The sequence below is a fragment of the Streptomyces hygroscopicus subsp. hygroscopicus genome, assembly GCF_001553455.1.
Lineage (GTDB): Bacteria > Actinomycetota > Actinomycetes > Streptomycetales > Streptomycetaceae > Streptomyces > Streptomyces hygroscopicus.
This window is the reverse complement of the sequence record NZ_BBOX01000107.1, coordinates 1-14,994: the sequence shown is the minus strand read 5'-3', so window position 1 is coordinate 14,994 and position 14,994 is coordinate 1. Positions and strand designations below refer to the sequence as shown.

12 protein-coding genes are annotated in these 14,994 nt (G+C 71.0%); 7 read left to right on the top strand and 5 right to left on the bottom strand.

Going from position 1 to position 14,994, the window contains the following annotated elements; genetic code table 11:
* Nucleotides 1-164: 164 nt before the first annotated feature.
* The 6 genes from AXW62_RS11760 to AXW62_RS11735 all read left to right on the top strand — a co-directional run bounded on the left by AXW62_RS11760 (nt 165) and on the right by AXW62_RS11735 (nt 6,816).
* Complete coding sequence (locus AXW62_RS11760) at nt 165-1,802, top strand: peptide ABC transporter substrate-binding protein (protein ID WP_060944456.1); 1,638 nt, start codon at nt 165-167, stop codon at nt 1,800-1,802.
* Between the two features lie 3 nt (nt 1,803-1,805).
* Nucleotides 1,806-2,729: an ABC transporter permease gene (locus AXW62_RS11755; RefSeq protein ID WP_060944455.1), complete on the top strand. Its 924-nt coding sequence runs from the start codon at nt 1,806-1,808 to the stop codon at nt 2,727-2,729.
* Nucleotides 2,722-3,747, top strand: a complete 1,026-nt coding sequence (locus tag AXW62_RS11750) for an ABC transporter permease (protein WP_060944454.1) — start codon at nt 2,722-2,724, stop codon at nt 3,745-3,747. The genes AXW62_RS11755 and AXW62_RS11750 overlap by 8 nt, the downstream gene beginning before the upstream one ends.
* Before the next feature lie 13 nt (nt 3,748-3,760).
* Complete coding sequence (locus tag AXW62_RS11745) at nt 3,761-4,870, top strand: ABC transporter ATP-binding protein (protein WP_060944453.1); 1,110 nt, start codon at nt 3,761-3,763, stop codon at nt 4,868-4,870.
* 82 nt (nt 4,871-4,952) lie between these two features.
* On the top strand, nt 4,953-6,002 hold the full coding sequence (locus tag AXW62_RS11740) for an ABC transporter ATP-binding protein (protein ID WP_060944509.1): 1,050 nt from the start codon (nt 4,953-4,955) through the stop codon (nt 6,000-6,002).
* A gap of 31 nt (nt 6,003-6,033) precedes the next feature.
* On the top strand, nt 6,034-6,816 hold the full coding sequence (locus AXW62_RS11735; RefSeq protein WP_060944452.1) for a GNAT family N-acetyltransferase: 783 nt from the start codon (nt 6,034-6,036) through the stop codon (nt 6,814-6,816).
* 106 nt (nt 6,817-6,922) lie between these two features.
* Here the strand turns inward: AXW62_RS11735 and AXW62_RS11730 are convergent, their stop codons facing one another.
* The 5 genes from AXW62_RS11730 to AXW62_RS11710 form a co-directional block, all read right to left on the bottom strand.
* A complete protein-coding gene (locus AXW62_RS11730; protein WP_060944451.1) occupies nt 6,923-8,056 on the bottom strand; it encodes an ABC transporter ATP-binding protein in 1,134 nt (377 codons plus the stop codon).
* A gap of 10 nt (nt 8,057-8,066) precedes the next feature.
* Entirely contained in the window at nt 8,067-9,152 is a 1,086-nt protein-coding gene (locus AXW62_RS11725) for an ABC transporter ATP-binding protein (RefSeq protein ID WP_060944450.1), read from the bottom strand.
* A gap of 19 nt (nt 9,153-9,171) precedes the next feature.
* Nucleotides 9,172-10,149 (bottom strand): ABC transporter permease, encoded by a 978-nt coding sequence (locus tag AXW62_RS11720; RefSeq protein ID WP_030822748.1) that lies wholly within the window; start codon nt 10,147-10,149, stop codon nt 9,172-9,174.
* Nucleotides 10,150-10,247: 98 nt separating this feature from the next.
* The gene (locus AXW62_RS11715) at nt 10,248-12,038 is read right to left on the bottom strand and encodes an ABC transporter substrate-binding protein (RefSeq protein ID WP_060944508.1); all 1,791 of its coding nucleotides are present in this window, start codon (nt 12,036-12,038) and stop codon (nt 10,248-10,250) included.
* Nucleotides 12,039-12,111: 73 nt separating this feature from the next.
* Nucleotides 12,112-13,116, bottom strand: coding sequence for an ABC transporter permease (locus tag AXW62_RS11710; RefSeq protein WP_060944449.1), 1,005 nt, complete (start codon nt 13,114-13,116; stop codon nt 12,112-12,114).
* A gap of 594 nt (nt 13,117-13,710) precedes the next feature.
* On the opposite strand from AXW62_RS11710, the gene AXW62_RS11705 reads away from it, so the two are divergent.
* A partial coding sequence (locus tag AXW62_RS11705) for a hypothetical protein (RefSeq protein ID WP_060944448.1) occupies nt 13,711-14,994 on the top strand: 1,284 nt, incomplete at its 3' end.

The following is a 14,994-nucleotide window of genomic DNA, read 5'->3' as shown; positions in this document are numbered from 1 at the left end:
CGCCGGTCCGTCCCCACACCCTGCCGCCCCCTCATCCGGGTGAAGGGCCCACGGCGGGTGCCCGCCCCCGCCACCCCGGACAGCGGTCACCGACGTGCGCCGCCGCCCCAGCGGATGTCAGATGGGCCTGAGGCGGATCTTGGACCGGATCCTCGGGAGGCGCGATGCGCGGAGCCCCGTATTCGCTGCGTACCAGACGTGCGCTGGCCGCCCTGTGCGGGGCGGCCGTCGCGCTGCCGCTGACCGCCTGCGGCGGCGGTGACGGCGGCGCCGAGGCCGGTGTGGTCCGCTCCTCCTGGGGCGATCCGCCCAATCCGCTGGAGCCGGCCAACACCAATGACGTCCAGGGCGGCAAGGTCCTGGACATGATCTTCCGCGGGCTCAAGCACTACGACCCGGTGACCGGCGAGGCCGAGAACGCCCTCGCGGAGCGGATCGAGAGCGCCGACCAGCGGAACTACACCATCACCCTCAAGAAGGGCCGGCGGTTCGCCAATGGGGAGAAGGTCACCGCCGCGTCCTTCGTGGACGCCTGGAACTACGGCGCCCGGATCGACCACAAGCAGCGCAACGCCTACTTCTTCGAGTACATCGAGGGCTACGACAAGGTCCACCCCGCCTCCGGCGCCCCCACCGCCAAGACGCTCTCCGGGCTGCGGGTGAAGGACGAGCGGACCTTCACCGTCAGGCTCACCCAGAAGTTCTCCACCTGGCCCAAGACCCTCGGCTACAACGCCTACGCACCGCTGCCCCGGGCGTTCTTCGAGGACCACGCCGCCTGGCTGGACAAGCCCATCGGCAACGGCCCGTACCAGGTGCGGTCGTACGTCAGGGGCTCGGTGATGAAGCTGCGCGCCTGGGACGGATACCCGGGGCCCGACAAGGCCCGTAACAAGGGCGTCGATCTGCGCGTCTACACCGACAGCAACACCGCCTACACCGATCTCCAGGCGGGCAATCTCGATCTGGTGGACGACGTCCCGGCGCAGCAGCTGAAGTTCGTCCGCTCCGACCTCGGCGACCGCTACCTCAACCAGCCCGCCGGGATCATCCAGACGCTCACCTTCCCGATGTACGACCGGGCCTGGAGCGGCCCGGCCAGGGCGAAGCTCCGGCGGGGCATCTCGATGGCGATCGACCGCGCGCAGATCACCCAGCGGATCTTCCACGGCACCCGCACCCCCGCGACCGACTGGACCTCCCCCGTCCTGCGCCGCCGGGGCGGCTATCGGCCGGGGCTGTGCGGGGACGCCTGCCGCTACGACCCGGTCCGGGCGCGCAAGCTGATCAAGGCGGCCGGGGGGCTGCCGGGCGGCCGGATGACGATCACGTACAACGCGGACACCGGTTCCCACAAGGACTGGGTGGACGCGGTCTGCAACAGCGTGAACACCGTGCTGCGGAACGACCGGGCGTGTGTCGGCAGACCGGTCGGCACCTTCGCCGACTACCGCAACAAGATGGCCGGCGAGAAGATGACCGGACCGTTCCGGGCCGGCTGGCAGATGGACTACCCGCTGATCCAGAACTTCCTCCAGCCCCTGTACTACACCGGCGCCTCCTCCAACGACGGCCACTTCAGCGACACCGGCTTCGACCGCCTGGTGAACCAGGCCAACGCCGCCTCCGCCGACGGCCCGGCCATCGCCGGTTTCCAGGACGCGGAGAAGATCCTCGCCGAGCAGATGCCCGCCATTCCGCTGTGGTACCAGAACGGCAGCGCGGGCTATTCGCGGCGGCTCAGCGAGGTGGCGCTCAACCAGTTCAGCGTGCCCGTCTACGCGCGGATCAGGGTGAGCTGAGCCATGGGCCGCTATGCGCTGCGGCGGCTGCTGCAGATGATTCCGGTGTTCCTCGGCTCCACCTTCCTGATCTTCTTCATGGTGTACGCGCTCGGCGACCCGGTCGCCGCGCTCTTCGGCGACAAGGCCCCCGACCCCGCCACCGCCGCCCGCATCCGCCGGGACCTCTACCTGGACGAGCCGCTGTGGCGCCAGTACCTGCACTACATGGGGCAGATCTTCAGCGGGCACTTCGGCACCGCGTTCGACGGCCGGCCGGTCACCGAGCTGATGGCGAGCGCGTTCCCCGTCACCCTCCGGCTCACCCTGGTCGCGGTCGCCTTCGAGGTGGCGCTGGGCGTCACCCTGGGCGTCCTCAGCGGGCTGCGCCGGGGCCGGGGTCTTGACACCTCGGTGCTGCTGCTCACCCTGGTCGTGGTCTCCGTGCCGACCTTCGTCAGCGGCACGGTGCTGCAGTACCTGTTCGGCGTGAGCTGGGGCTGGGCCAGGCCCTCGGTCTCCCCGGAGGCGCCGCTGACCGAGCTGCTGCTGCCCGGGGTGGTGCTGGGGCTGGTGTCCCTCGCGTACACCACCCGCCTCACCCGTACCTCCATCGTGGAGAACGCCCGCGCCGACTACGTCCGCACCGCCGTCGCCAAGGGGCTGCCGCGCCACCGGATCGTCATCCGCCATCTGCTGCGCAACTCGCTGATCCCGGTGGTGACGTTCATCGGCACGGACATCGGCGCGCTGATGGGCGGCGCGATCGTCACCGAGCGGATCTTCAACATCCACGGCGTGGGCTACCAGCTCTACCAGGGCATCCTGCGCCAGAACTCGCCGACCGTCGTCGGCTTCGTGACCATCCTGGTGATCGTCTTCCTGCTCGCCAATCTGCTTGTCGACCTCCTCTACGCCGTGCTCGACCCGAGGATTCGGTATGCCTGAGCCCTTTGACACGCGCTACGACACGACCGAGGCGCTCGCACCGGCCGACAGCGGCGGCGGTCCGCTGGGCCGGGCCACCCCCGGCCCCCCGATCCTGGAGGGCGGACCACGGCGCCGCCCCCTCCCCTGGCGCACGGGACCCGGCCGCCGCTCCGGCGGACCGGCCGCCCCGCCCGGCCGGGGACTGTGGTCCGACGCCTGGCACGATCTGCGCCGCAACCCCGTCTTCGTCCTCTCCGCGCTGGTCATCCTCTTCCTCGTGGTCATCGCGATCTGGCCGCAGCTGATCGCGAGCGGCAACCCGTACCACGGCGACCTCGCCAAGGCACAGGACGGCCCGGCCCCCGGCCACCCCTTCGGCTACGACCTCCAGGGCCGCGACGTCTACACCCGCACGGTCTACGGCGCCCGCGCCTCCATCACCGTCGGCATCTGCGCCACCCTCGGCGCCGCCCTGCTGGGCAGCGTGCTGGGCGGGCTCGCCGGGTACTTCGGCGGCTGGTGGGACGCGCTGCTCTCGCGGATCGCCGATGTCTTCTTCGGCATCCCGATCCTGCTGGGCGGCCTCGTCTTCCTGTCCGTGGTCACCAGCGGCTCGGTCTGGCCGGTCGTCGGCTTCATCGTGCTGCTGGGCTGGCCGCAGATCTCCCGGATCGCCCGCGGCTCGGTGGTGACGGTCAAGGAGCACGACTACGTCCAGGCGGCGCGGGCGCTCGGCGCGAGCAGCGGCCGGACCCTGCTGCGCCATATCGCGCCCAACGCCGTGGCCCCCGTGATCGTCGTCGCGACCATCGCGCTGGGCACCTACATCGCGCTGGAGGCCACGCTGTCCTTCCTGGGCGTGGGGCTCAAACCGCCCACCGTCTCCTGGGGGATCGACATCTCCTCCGCGGCCCCCCAGATCCGCAACGCCCCGCACATGCTGCTGTGGCCGGCCGGGGCGCTGTCCCTCACCGTCCTGGCGTTCATCATGCTCGGCGACGCGGTGCGCGACGCCCTCGACCCCAAGCTGCGGTAGGAGGCGACCGGCCGTGACCCGTCTGCTGGACGTACAGGACCTGAGAGTCGAATTCCGCACCCGGGACGGGATCGCCGAGGCCGTCGGCGGGGTCAGCTACGGCGTGGACGCGGGCCGCACCCTCGCCGTGCTGGGCGAGTCGGGGTCCGGCAAGTCCGTGACCGCCCAGGCGATCATGGGCATCCTCGACTCCCCGCCGGGCCGGGTCACCGGCGGCCGGGTGCTGTTCCGGGGGCGGGACCTGCTGACGATGAGCGCGCGGGAGCGCCGCCGGATCCGGGGCGCCGCGATGGCGATGATCTTCCAGGACGCGCTCTCCGCCCTCAACCCGGTGCTCCCCGTGGGCGCCCAGCTCGCCGAGATGTACCAGGTGCACCGCGGGATGTCCGGCAAGGACGCCCGGCGGCGGGCGGTGGAGCTGATGGACCGGGTCCGCATTCCCGCGGCGGGACAGCGGGCCGGGGACTATCCGCACCAGTTCTCCGGCGGTATGCGCCAGCGCATCATGATCGCCATGGCCATGGCGCTGGAGCCGGACCTGATCATCGCGGACGAGCCGACCACGGCCCTGGACGTCACCGTCCAGGCCCAGGTCATGGATCTGCTCGCGGAGCTGCGCCGGGAGTACGCGATGGGGCTGGTCCTCATCACGCATGACCTGGGCGTGGTCGCGGACGTGGCTGACACGATCGCCGTGATGTACGCGGGCCGGATCGTGGAGACCGCACCGGTACGCGACCTCTACCGCCGCCCCGCCCACCCCTACACCCGCGGACTGCTGGACTCCGTGCCGCGCGTGAACGACCGGGGCGCGCGACGGAACGACCGGGGCGCGCGACGGAACGACCCGGGCGAGCCGGCCGGCCGGGGCGACCGGGCCCGGCGGAATCGGCGAGGCCACCACGGCGGGAGGCTCTACGCGATCAAGGGAGCGCCGCCCAGCCCCCTCGCCCTGCCCTCCGGCTGCCCCTTCCACCCCCGCTGCCCGCGCGCCCAGGAGATCTGCCGCGGCGAACGTCCGCCGCTGTACGAGGTGACGGCGGCGGCCGCGTCCCCGGCGTCCGGCGGGCGGACCAGCGCCTGTCACTTCTGGAAGGACGAACTCGATGGCCTCGACGTCTGAGCCCGCTGGGGCCTCTGAGGACTCTGGTGCCTCTGGGACCTCTGGCGCCTCTGTGATCTCTGGAGCTTCTGATGCTTCCGGGATCTCTGGGGCTTCCGGGACCGCTGAGCCCGCCGCACCGGTCCTCGAGGTCCGCGATCTCGCCAAGCACTATCCGCTGACGCGGGGCGTGCTGGTGAAGCGGCGGACCGGAGCGGTCCGGGCGGTCGACACGGTCTCGTTCGCCCTGGGGCGCGGGGAGACGCTCGGCATCGTCGGCGAGTCCGGCTGCGGCAAGTCCACCGTTGCCCGGCTGCTGGTCAGCCTGGAGCGGCCGACCGCCGGGACGATCCACTACCGGGGCGAGGACATCACGCGCCTGTCGGGCCGCGCGCTGCGGGCGGTCCGCCGCAACATCCAGATGGTCTTCCAGGACCCCTACACCTCGCTCAACCCGCGCATGACGGTGGGCGACATCATCGGGGAGCCCTTCGAGATCCACCCCGAGGCCGCCCCCAAGGGTGACCGGCGGCGGGCGGTCCAGGAGCTGCTGGAGGTGGTGGGGCTCAGCCCCGAGCACATCAACCGCTATCCCCACCAGTTCTCCGGCGGCCAGCGCCAGCGCATCGGCATCGCCCGGGGAGTGGCCCTGCGGCCGGAGGTCATCGTCGCGGACGAGCCGGTCTCGGCGCTGGACGTGTCGGTGCGGGCGCAGGTGGTCAACCTGCTGGAGAGCCTGCGGGACGAGTTCGGCCTGTCCTACGTCTTCATCGCCCACGACCTGTCGGTGGTCCGGCACATCTCCGACCGGATCGCCGTGATGTACCTGGGCCGCATCACCGAGACGGGGACGGGCCCGGAGATCTACGGCCACCCCACCCATCCGTACACCCAGGCGCTGCTGTCGGCCGTCCCGGTGCCGGACCCGGAGCCGCGCGAGGGCCGCGAGCGCATCCTCCTGACCGGCGACGTCCCCTCCCCGGCCAACCCGCCCTCCGGCTGCCGCTTCCGCACCCGCTGCTGGAAGGCGCGGGAGCGGTGCGCGGTGGAGACGCCGACGCTGACCGTGCCGCCGGACCTGCCGGGCCCGGCCGCGCACCCGTCGGCGTGCCACTTCGCGGAGGAGCGCGTGGTGGTGCCGGCGCCGTCCTGAGCGACGGGGCACGGCCGTTTATGATCGCGGGGTGCCGCGAGACGACCTTCAGCGTGTCCAGGACTTCCGGCTCTCCTTCGCCCGCCGCCAGGCCGCCGAAGTACGGGAGGTGCCGGGCGGTTTCCTGGTGCTGGACGGCAGATACGCACGCTCCCACGAGCACAACCAGCTGCACATCGTCGGGCCCGCCGACCCCGAGGGGCTGCCCGCCCTCGCCGACGAGGCCATGGCGTTCCTGCCGCACCGCCAGATCACGGTCCATGACCAGGCCCTGGGCCCGCTCTGTGTCCCCGCGCTCGAACGGGCCGGGTACCGCCATGTCACCGAGGTGCTGATGGTCCACACCGGGCCGGTGCCCAGGGCCCCGGCGGCCGATGTGGTGGAGCGGGAGCTGGGACCGGACCCGCACGGGCCGCTGCGGCGGGCGGTGACGGCCCAGCAGCGGCGGTGGATGCCGGACGCGGACGAGCGGACCACGCACGACCTGGTGGAGCGGCGTACGGCCCGGCTGGCCGGGGCCGAGCAGGTGCTCTTCCTGGCCGCCCACGACGACAGCGGCGAGATCACCTCCTGGGCCGATCTGTACCTGGAGCCCGCCGCCGGGATCGCCCAGATCGAGGAGGTGGTGACCGCCGAGCCGTATCTGCGCCGCGGCTACGCCGACGCCGTCGTCAGCTCCGCGCTGCGCCGCGCGGCCGCCGCCGGCTGCGCGCTGCGGTTCCTCGTCGCCGACCAGGACGACTGGCCGCTGCGCTGGTACGGCCGCCGCGGGTTCACCGCCGTCGGCCGTTCGCATGTCTTCTCGCGCTTCTGAGCCGCCGCGTTCCCCGCCGGTCGCCGTCCGCAGCGGTCGCCGTCCGCGCCGGTCGCCTTGTGAACTGCTGCGTTTCTGAGCCGCCGCGGCGGCTCAGCGGGCGAGGTCAGGGCGCCTGGTGCGGCGGTGCGTCCAGGCCCGACTCCGCCGCGATCAGGGCCGGGTCCAGGACGACGTCCTCCTCGCGGGCCTCGATGCTCGGCTCCTCGGGGAAGTGGCAGGCGGTGAGATGCCCCTCGCGGTTGCCGCCCAGGCGGATGAGCGGCGGTTCCTCCTGCGCGCACCTGTCCTGGGCCTTCCAGCAGCGGGTGCGGAAGCGGCAGCCGGAGGGCGGGTTGATGGGGGAGGGCACGTCCCCGGCGAGCCGGATGCGCTCCCGGGAAGCGGCGTCCCCGGCGTCCTCGGCCATCACCATCGTCGCGTCCGGGACGGCCGACAGCAGGGCGTGGGTGTACGGGTGACGGGGGCGGCGGTAGATCGAGTCGCGGTCGCCCACCTCGACGACCTTGCCCAGGTACATCACGGCGACGCGCTGCGAGAAGTGGCGTACCACGGCGAGGTCGTGGGCGATGAACAGGAAGGCGATGCCCAGTTCCCGCTGGAGCTTCTGGAGCAGGTTGACCACCTGCGCCTGGATGGAGACGTCCAGCGCCGAGACGGGCTCGTCGGCGACGATCAGCTTGGGCTCGAGGGCGAGCGCGCGGGCCACCCCGATGCGCTGCCGCTGGCCGCCGGAGAACTCGTGCGGGAAGCGGTTGTAGTGCTCGGGGTTGAGGCCCACGATCTCCAGCAGCTCGCGCACCCGGGCCTCGCGGCCCCCCGGCGGATCGATGCCGTTGATCTCCATCGGGCCGGAGATGATCGTGCCGACGGTCTGCCGGGGGTTCAGCGAGGAGTACGGGTCCTGGAAGATCATTTGGATCTCGGAGCGGATCGGGGCGAGTTCCCTGCGGCCCGCGTGGGTGATGTCCCGGCCCCGGTAGGTGATCTTCCCGCCGGTGGGCTCCAGCAGCCGGGTGAGCAGCCGGCCCGTGGTGGACTTGCCGCAGCCGGACTCGCCGACCAGCCCGAAGCTCTCCCCGGCGTGCACGGTCAGATCGACCCCGTCGACCGCCTGTACCGCCCCGACCTTCCGCTTGAACGGGAAGCCGCCCATGATCGGGAAGTGTTTGGTCAGCCGCTCGGTCACCAGGAGGGGTTCGGGGGTGCCCGGCTCGGTCTCGACCGACTCGATGCTCATCTGTCAGCTCCTAGCCCTGGCCCTGGCCCAGCCGGGGCTTGATCTGCTCGGTGTAGAGGGTCAGTTTCCGCTCGGCCGTCAGGTGGCAGGCGGCGCCCCGGCCGTCCGGGAGCACCGGGCGCTCGGTGGCGCAGCGGTCGCCCGCCACCTGGTCCGGGTAGCGGCACCGCGGATGGAAGGGACAGCCCGGTGGAGGGCTGAGCAGGCTCGGCGGGGAGCCGGGGATGGGGTGCAGCGGCTCGTCCACCGAGGAGGACAGCCGCGGCATGGAGGCCAGCAGCCCCCAGGTGTACGGGTGCTGGGGCGCCCGCAGCACCTCGCGGACGGTACCGCGCTCCACCGCCCGGCCCGCGTACATCACCAGCAGGTCGTCGGCGGTGTTGGCGACCACGCCCAGGTCATGGGTGATGAGGATGATCGCCGAGCCGAACTCCTGCTGGAGGTCCTTCAGCAGATCCAGGATCTGGGCCTGGACGGTGACGTCGAGGGCGGTGGTCGGCTCGTCGGCGATCAGCAGATCGGGGTTGCAGACCAGCGACATCGCGATCATGGCGCGCTGCCGCATCCCGCCGGAGAACTGGTGCGGATAGTCGTCCACCCGCAGGCGCGCGTTGGGGATGCCGACCTTCTGGAGCATCTCGATCGCGCGGGAGCGGGCCTCGCTCTTGGAGGCGCCGGTGTGCTTGCGGTACGGCTCGGCGATCTGGCGGCCCACCGTGTAGTACGGCGACAGGGCGGTCAGCGGGTCCTGGAAGATCATCGCCATGGTGTTGCCGCGCAGCCGTTCCAGGGTGCGCTCGGGCGCCCCGGTCAGCTCCTGCCCGTCCAGCACGATCTCGCCGCCGACGGTGGTGGTGCGCGGGTCGTGCAGGCCCAGCACGGTGAGGTTGGTGACGGACTTGCCGGAGCCCGACTCGCCCACGATGCCGAGCGTCCGGCCGCGTTCGAGCTCGAAGGAGAGGCCGTCGACGGCCTTGACGACGCCGTCCTCGGTGGAGAAGCGGACGTACAGGTCGCGTACGGAGAGGAAGGCGCCGCGGCCGGGGCCGGCCGACGGGGGCGTCGCGCCGTCGTCGGGCTTGGTGAGTGTGGTCATCTCGGCAGCTCCGGGTCTGTCAGGCGAGGCGCACGCGCGGGTCGATGAAGGCGTAGGCGGCGTCGACCAGGATGTTGAACACCACGATGGCCGCGGAGCTGACCAGCATCACCCCCATCAGCATCGGCAGATCGGTGAGCTGGACGGATTCCACCGCCAGCCGTCCGATGCCGTGCAGGGTGAAGGTGTACTCGGTGACCATGGCCCCGCCGAAGAGCGATCCGAGGTCGATGCCGAAGATGGTGACGATGGGGGCGATGGCGCCGCGCCAGGCGTAGCGGAAGAAGACCGTACGGCCGGCGAGCCCCTTGGCCCTCGCCGTGCGGACATGGTCCTCCTGCAGCTGCTCGACCATCTGGGAGCGGGTCATCCGGCTGTAGTTGGCCATGAAGATCAGTGACAGCACCAGCCAGGGCAGCAGCATTCCGCTGAACCACTTCGCCGGATTCTCGGTGAAGGGGTGGTACGCGGGCTGCTCCATGATCCCCAGGCCGCTGACGAACCAGGCCAGACAGAGCACCCCGACGAAGTAGATCTGCATCGAGGCGCCGAGCAGCGACAGCGAGCTGACGATCTTGTCGATCCAGGTGCCGCGCCGCCAGGCCGCGATCATGCCGATGCCGACGCCGAAGACCAGGAACACGGCGGCGCCGCCGATGGCCAGCGAGAGGGTGGTGGGGAAGCGGTCCACGATGGTGCCCCAGACCGGCTCCTGGCTGACGAAGGAGTAGCCGAAGCAGGGGGCGTCGCAGTGCCCCACCGCGAAGTCCCGCCCGGCGACGATCCCCACCATGAACTTCGCGTACTGGACCGGAACCGGCTGGTCCAGCCCCAGATTCTTGTTGATCATGGCGAGCGAGGTGGGATCGCAGTTCTTGCCGCAGGCGAGCCGGGCCGGTTCGGCGGGCAGGGCGAAGAAGAGGAAGAACGTGATCGCGCTGATCAGGATCAGGATCACGATCGCGCCGAGGGACCGGCGGGCGAGGAATCTCAACATGGCGTCGGTGATCTTCCGCTAGGGGCGGGCCGGGCCGCACCGCGCCGGTACGGGGCGCGGTGCGGCCGGGTTCCGGGCGGCCTGGGGGACGGCCGCGGCTACTTGACGAAGACGGCCGTCGGGTCCACGGCGCCGTAGACGGAGTTGAACTTCACCCCGCCCAGCCCTGAGCCCCAGAGGGTGAACAGCCGGTTGTAGAAGGTCGGGACGGCGGGGACCTCCTCGGTGAGGATCTTCTCGCTGAGCTTGATCCACTGTGAGGTGGCCCGGCTGAGGTCGCTGACCTTGGTGATCCGGCCGATCTCGGCGTTGACCGACGGGACGTTCAGGTGCGAGTAGTTCGCGGAGTCGTCGTAGACGTTCTTGCCGTCGTACACCGGCGGGACCACGGTCGAGGCGGACGGCCAGTCGGCACCCCACGAGGACCGGTACAGGTCGAACTTGTTCTTGACCTTCCCGATCTGCGTGTAATAGGTCGACTGGTCGATCTCCTTCTTCTGCACCGTGAACCCGGCCCGCTCCAGGGCCTGCTGCACGACCACCGAGGCGTCCTGGTGGGTGTCGCCGTTGCCGTAGGCGTAGACGAGCTCGTAGCCCTCCTTGCCCGCCTCCTTCAGCAGCTCCCTGGCCTTCTTGGCGTTGCCGCCGGGGTACTTCTTCTTCTGGTACGGGTCGAAGGAGGGGTCGTAGCCCTTGAGCGTGGGGCCGACCAGTCCGCCGCCGACCTCACCGGCCTTGGGGCCGCCGAACTGCTGGAGGTACTGACCGCTGGGGAAGGCCCAGGCGATCGCCTCGCGCACCTTCTTGTCCTTGACCCGATCGGTGTTGATCGAGACGACGTCCACATAGGGCTGCGTCTCGGTCAGCGACCGGGACATCGCCTCCTTGTCCTTGAGGACCGTGGAGATCTGCGAGGGGTCGACCGCGTTGGTGAACGTCATCCCGGTCCGGTCGGCGCCCTTGTTTGCCTGGAGCCGGCGGGTGGAGTCCACCCACTGGTGACCGAAGGAGACGTCGAACATGTCGACGTACTGGTGGCGTATCGGGTCGGTCCTGGGGTCCCACTGGTCGTTCCTGACGAACTGGATGCCCTTGCCCGGCTTGAAGTTCTTGATCTTGTACGGACCGGAGGCCAGCGGGGCCTTGTCGTACTTCTGCTTGGTGTCCTTGCCCGGCGGCACCGCGCCGATGTTGGGCATGGCCACCGCGAACGGCACCTCGGCGCGCGGCTGGTCGAAGTGGAAGACGATCGTCTTGTCGTCCGGGGTGTCCAGCACCGACGACGGCAGATGCTTGCCCTTGTAGGGGCCGTCCGGAAGCGCCTTGCGGTACTTCTGGCCCTCACCGGAGAGCCACTGCTGCAGATAGGTCGGACCGGCGGCCTCGAACGGGGCGTAGAGCCGCTCGACGGCGTGGCGGACGTCCTTGGAGGTGATGGGCGAGCCGTCCTCGAACTTCAGCCCGTCCTTCAGCGTGTACGTCCAGGTCCGGCCGCCGTCCGAGGACTTGCCGGTGTCGGTGGCGAGGTCGCCGACCAGTTTGGCCTTGCCCGTCTTGTCGTCGAACTGGTAGTTCGTCAGCGTCCGGTTGTAGAGCGTCTGCATGATCAGCTCATCGCTGACGTAGATCTGCCCCGGGTCCAGGTGCTCGAAGGCGTCGCGCTGCAGCACCGTGACGGTGCCGCCCTTCTTGGCGCCCGGCAGGTCCTTGGCCGGTCCGGTGGAGTCGGCGGCGGTGCCGAGGGTGATGTCCTGGGACTCCATCCTGGGCTCGCTGGAATCCTTGGGGTCCGAGCCGCCGCCCCCGCTGCTGCACCCCGCGAGCACCAGGGCCCCCGCCGCCAGGGCGACGGCGTAGGTACGCGCTCTGCGGCTCTTCTTCGGCGTCATCGTGGTCACTGCACCTGCCTCATCGGACGGAAGACTTGCCGTTCTCTGCCTCGGGCCCGGGCCGGCCCCCCGGTCACCGCGTGGTCTTCGGGTCCATCGCGTCCCGGACCGAGTCCCCGAGCAGGTTGAAGGCGACCACGAAGACCACCATGGCGATGCCGGGGAAGAACATGTAGGTGATGTCGCCCTCGTAGAAGTTCGCGCCCTTGGCGAACATCCGCCCCCAGTCGGGGGTCGGCTCCACCACGCCGACACCGAGGAAGGACAGCGCCGCCTCCGTGGTCACGAAGTTCGGCAGCATCAGCGTGGACTGCACCAGGATGGGCGTGACGAGATTGGGCAGCAGCTCCCTGCGGACGATGCGCCACGGCGAGGCGCCGGTCACCTTCGCGGCCTCGACGAACTCCCGCTCCCTCAGCGACAGCACCTGCCCGCGCAGCAGCCGGGCCAGCTGCATCCAGCCCAGCAGCCACAACACCATCACCAGGGCCGTCACCCGGAAATAGGTGGGCGTCTCCTTCTGCGGGCTGACGAACAGCGCGGTGAACACGGGCATGAAGGCGACGAAGAACAGCTGCTGCGGGAAGGACAGCAGCAGATCGATCAGGCGGCCGAGGACGTAGTCGGTGCGGCCCCCCATATAGCCCGCGACCACGCCGATCACGATGCCGGTGAGCGTGGACAGCACGGTCGCGGCCAGTCCGATCAGCAGCGAGGTGCGGATGCCGTAGACGAGCTGGGTCAGCACATCGCGGCCCAGCTTGGGTTCGATCCCGAACCAGAACTCGCCGTCGATGCCCCCGTTGGGCTTCATCGGATAGCCGGTGAGGGGATCCAGCAGCTCGGGCCGGTCCAGGCCGTAGGTGGTGTACGGATCCTTGCCGTACACCCAGGAGATCGCCGGAGCCAGCACGGCGACGGCGAAGAAGAAGGCCACCACGCACGCGGAGATGACACCGGTGCGGTCGCGCTTGAAACGCCGCCACATCAGCTGGCGGGGCGCCAGACCGGCGGGCCCCGCGCCCTCCGTGCCCGGGGCGGTCTTCTCGACCACGCCGGCCTGGGATGGACTCGTCATCGCGTGGCGCCCCCCGCACTGGTGTCACACCGTCAACTCGCGTTGTCTATGCGCGTCATGCCGCTGCCCCGCTCGCCATGGTGGTGCGTGCGTATCGGGTTGAGCGGACTTTCGCAATCGGGGAACGGCCCAGTCAAGGGGCCGGGGGAGGTGGATGTGCCGCGCGTTCGAGTCTTGAGCGAACATTTGGCAGATCGAGGTCCGGGCGTGCTTGACAGGGGTCCTCCAGGGGGGACAAAGCGTGATCTTCAGTGCGGAAACGCGTTAACACGCAGGCAACTCCACTGACGCGACACCGATATACGGACGCGTCAGGCTGAACCGCGTACGGCCGTGCGGGTGCCGTAGACCGGCCGGGACGCGCCATGTCGCCCCGGCCGGTCACACCCCGGCGGGCGGTCGCCGGACGGCCATACCCCCGCCGGGCGGTCGTCGGGCGGCCATCCCCCCCCCCGGGGCGGTCGTCGGGCGGCCATCCCCCCCGGGCGGTCGTCGGCCGGTCCCCCCCCGGGCGGTCGTCGGACGGTCACGATCCGTATTTTTCCCCGCCCCGCGACGGTTGCCCGGGGTACGAGGCGGGGGAGACCTACGGCTATGGGGCAGGGACGGATACTCAACAGCGGAGCGCGCGTCTTCGGCGCACTCGTCTGCGCGGTGCTCGGGCTGATCTCACTGGCGTGGATCATCCGCGACCTGGACAAGGCCGATGAGGCGAGCCATCTGTGGTGGACCTGGTCCGGGCTGCCGTTCCGGGCCACCGGAGGGATCTTCGGCTCCTCCCTCCTCGACCTGGTGCTGCTGCTGGTCTACGCGGTCGTCGGGCTCACCGCCCTGCGCTCACCGGCCGCCGGGGGCGCGCTCGGCACGGTCGCGGTGGTGACCGTCGCGGTGCGCCTGCCCAGCCTGTGGAACCTGAACTCCGACTGGCTCCAGGGCATCCCCGACGGTCTGAAGACCCGGGCCAACCTCAGCGCCTGGGCGCAGGTGGTGCTCGCGGGGCTGCTGCTGGTCGTGGTGGCCGCGGCCCGCCGCCCCGCCGGCCTGACCCCGCCCGGCTCCCCGGTGTCGCCTGGCTCCCTGCCCCAGCCCGGCTTCCCGGCCCCGTCCGGCTCCCCGGTCTCGCCCGCCGACCGGCCGCCGGGCCGTCCCTCGCCCGGGGCGGCGGTCACCGGCGCGCTGTTCCTGGGCGCCGCCGGGGTCGTCATCGCCGCCTGGCAGATCTACTGGGCCCAGGCGCGGGGCTGGGAGGTCTACAAGTACGCGCTCACCGGCAAGCACACGCTGCCCACCCTGCTCTCACCGCCCGGCGGCTGGAACGCGTGGACGGCCGTCGCGCTGTGTCTGGCCGCCGCGGGCGCCGCGTTCGCGCGGGCCCCGCTGGCGCGGCCGCTGGGGATGACGGCGGCGGCGCTGGTCATGGTGGGCGGGATCAGCGAGGCGTCGCTCTACGTCAAGCTCGATTACGTGGAGCATCTGAGCGATCTGTCGACGCTGGGCGTGCTCAGCGTGCTCAGCGGCTTCTTCGAGGCGGTCGCGGGGCTGATCGCGCTGACCGCGCTGGCGCGGCGAGGTGTGGACGAGGGCGCCGTGGGCGGAGTGGGCGGCGCCCCGTTCACCGGGCCGCCGGGTATGGGCGCCCCGGCGTACGGCGGCGCGCCCGCCTATGGCGCCTATGGCGGCCATGACGGCTATGGGGACCGTGGGGCTTATGGGGGGCACGGAGCCTACGGGGACCAGGGGGCCTATGGGGGCCACGGGAACTACGGGGACCAGGGGCGCGGCGGAGCCGAGGCCTATGGGGGCCAGGGAGCCTATGGGGACCACGGGTACCACGGGGGCCATGGGAGCGGCGGCGGACCCGGGGCCGGGGCCTACGGG

What these genes read in the sequence shown, in the direction of transcription:
- AXW62_RS11755 (WP_060944455.1), top strand. Translation starts at nt 1,806, where the DNA reads ATGGGCCGCTATGCGCTGCGGCGGCTGCTGCAGATGATTCCGGTGTTC.
- AXW62_RS11710 (WP_060944449.1), bottom strand. Translation starts at nt 13,116, where the DNA reads ATGACGAGTCCATCCCAGGCCGGCGTGGTCGAGAAGACCGCCCCGGGC.
- AXW62_RS11725 (WP_060944450.1), bottom strand. Translation starts at nt 9,152, where the DNA reads ATGACCACACTCACCAAGCCCGACGACGGCGCGACGCCCCCGTCGGCC.
- AXW62_RS11715 (WP_060944508.1), bottom strand. Translation starts at nt 12,038, where the DNA reads ATGACGCCGAAGAAGAGCCGCAGAGCGCGTACCTACGCCGTCGCCCTG.
- AXW62_RS11720 (WP_030822748.1), bottom strand. Translation starts at nt 10,149, where the DNA reads ATGTTGAGATTCCTCGCCCGCCGGTCCCTCGGCGCGATCGTGATCCTG.
- AXW62_RS11750 (WP_060944454.1), top strand. Translation starts at nt 2,722, where the DNA reads ATGCCTGAGCCCTTTGACACGCGCTACGACACGACCGAGGCGCTCGCA.
- AXW62_RS11760 (WP_060944456.1), top strand. Translation starts at nt 165, where the DNA reads ATGCGCGGAGCCCCGTATTCGCTGCGTACCAGACGTGCGCTGGCCGCC.
- AXW62_RS11730 (WP_060944451.1), bottom strand. Translation starts at nt 8,056, where the DNA reads ATGAGCATCGAGTCGGTCGAGACCGAGCCGGGCACCCCCGAACCCCTC.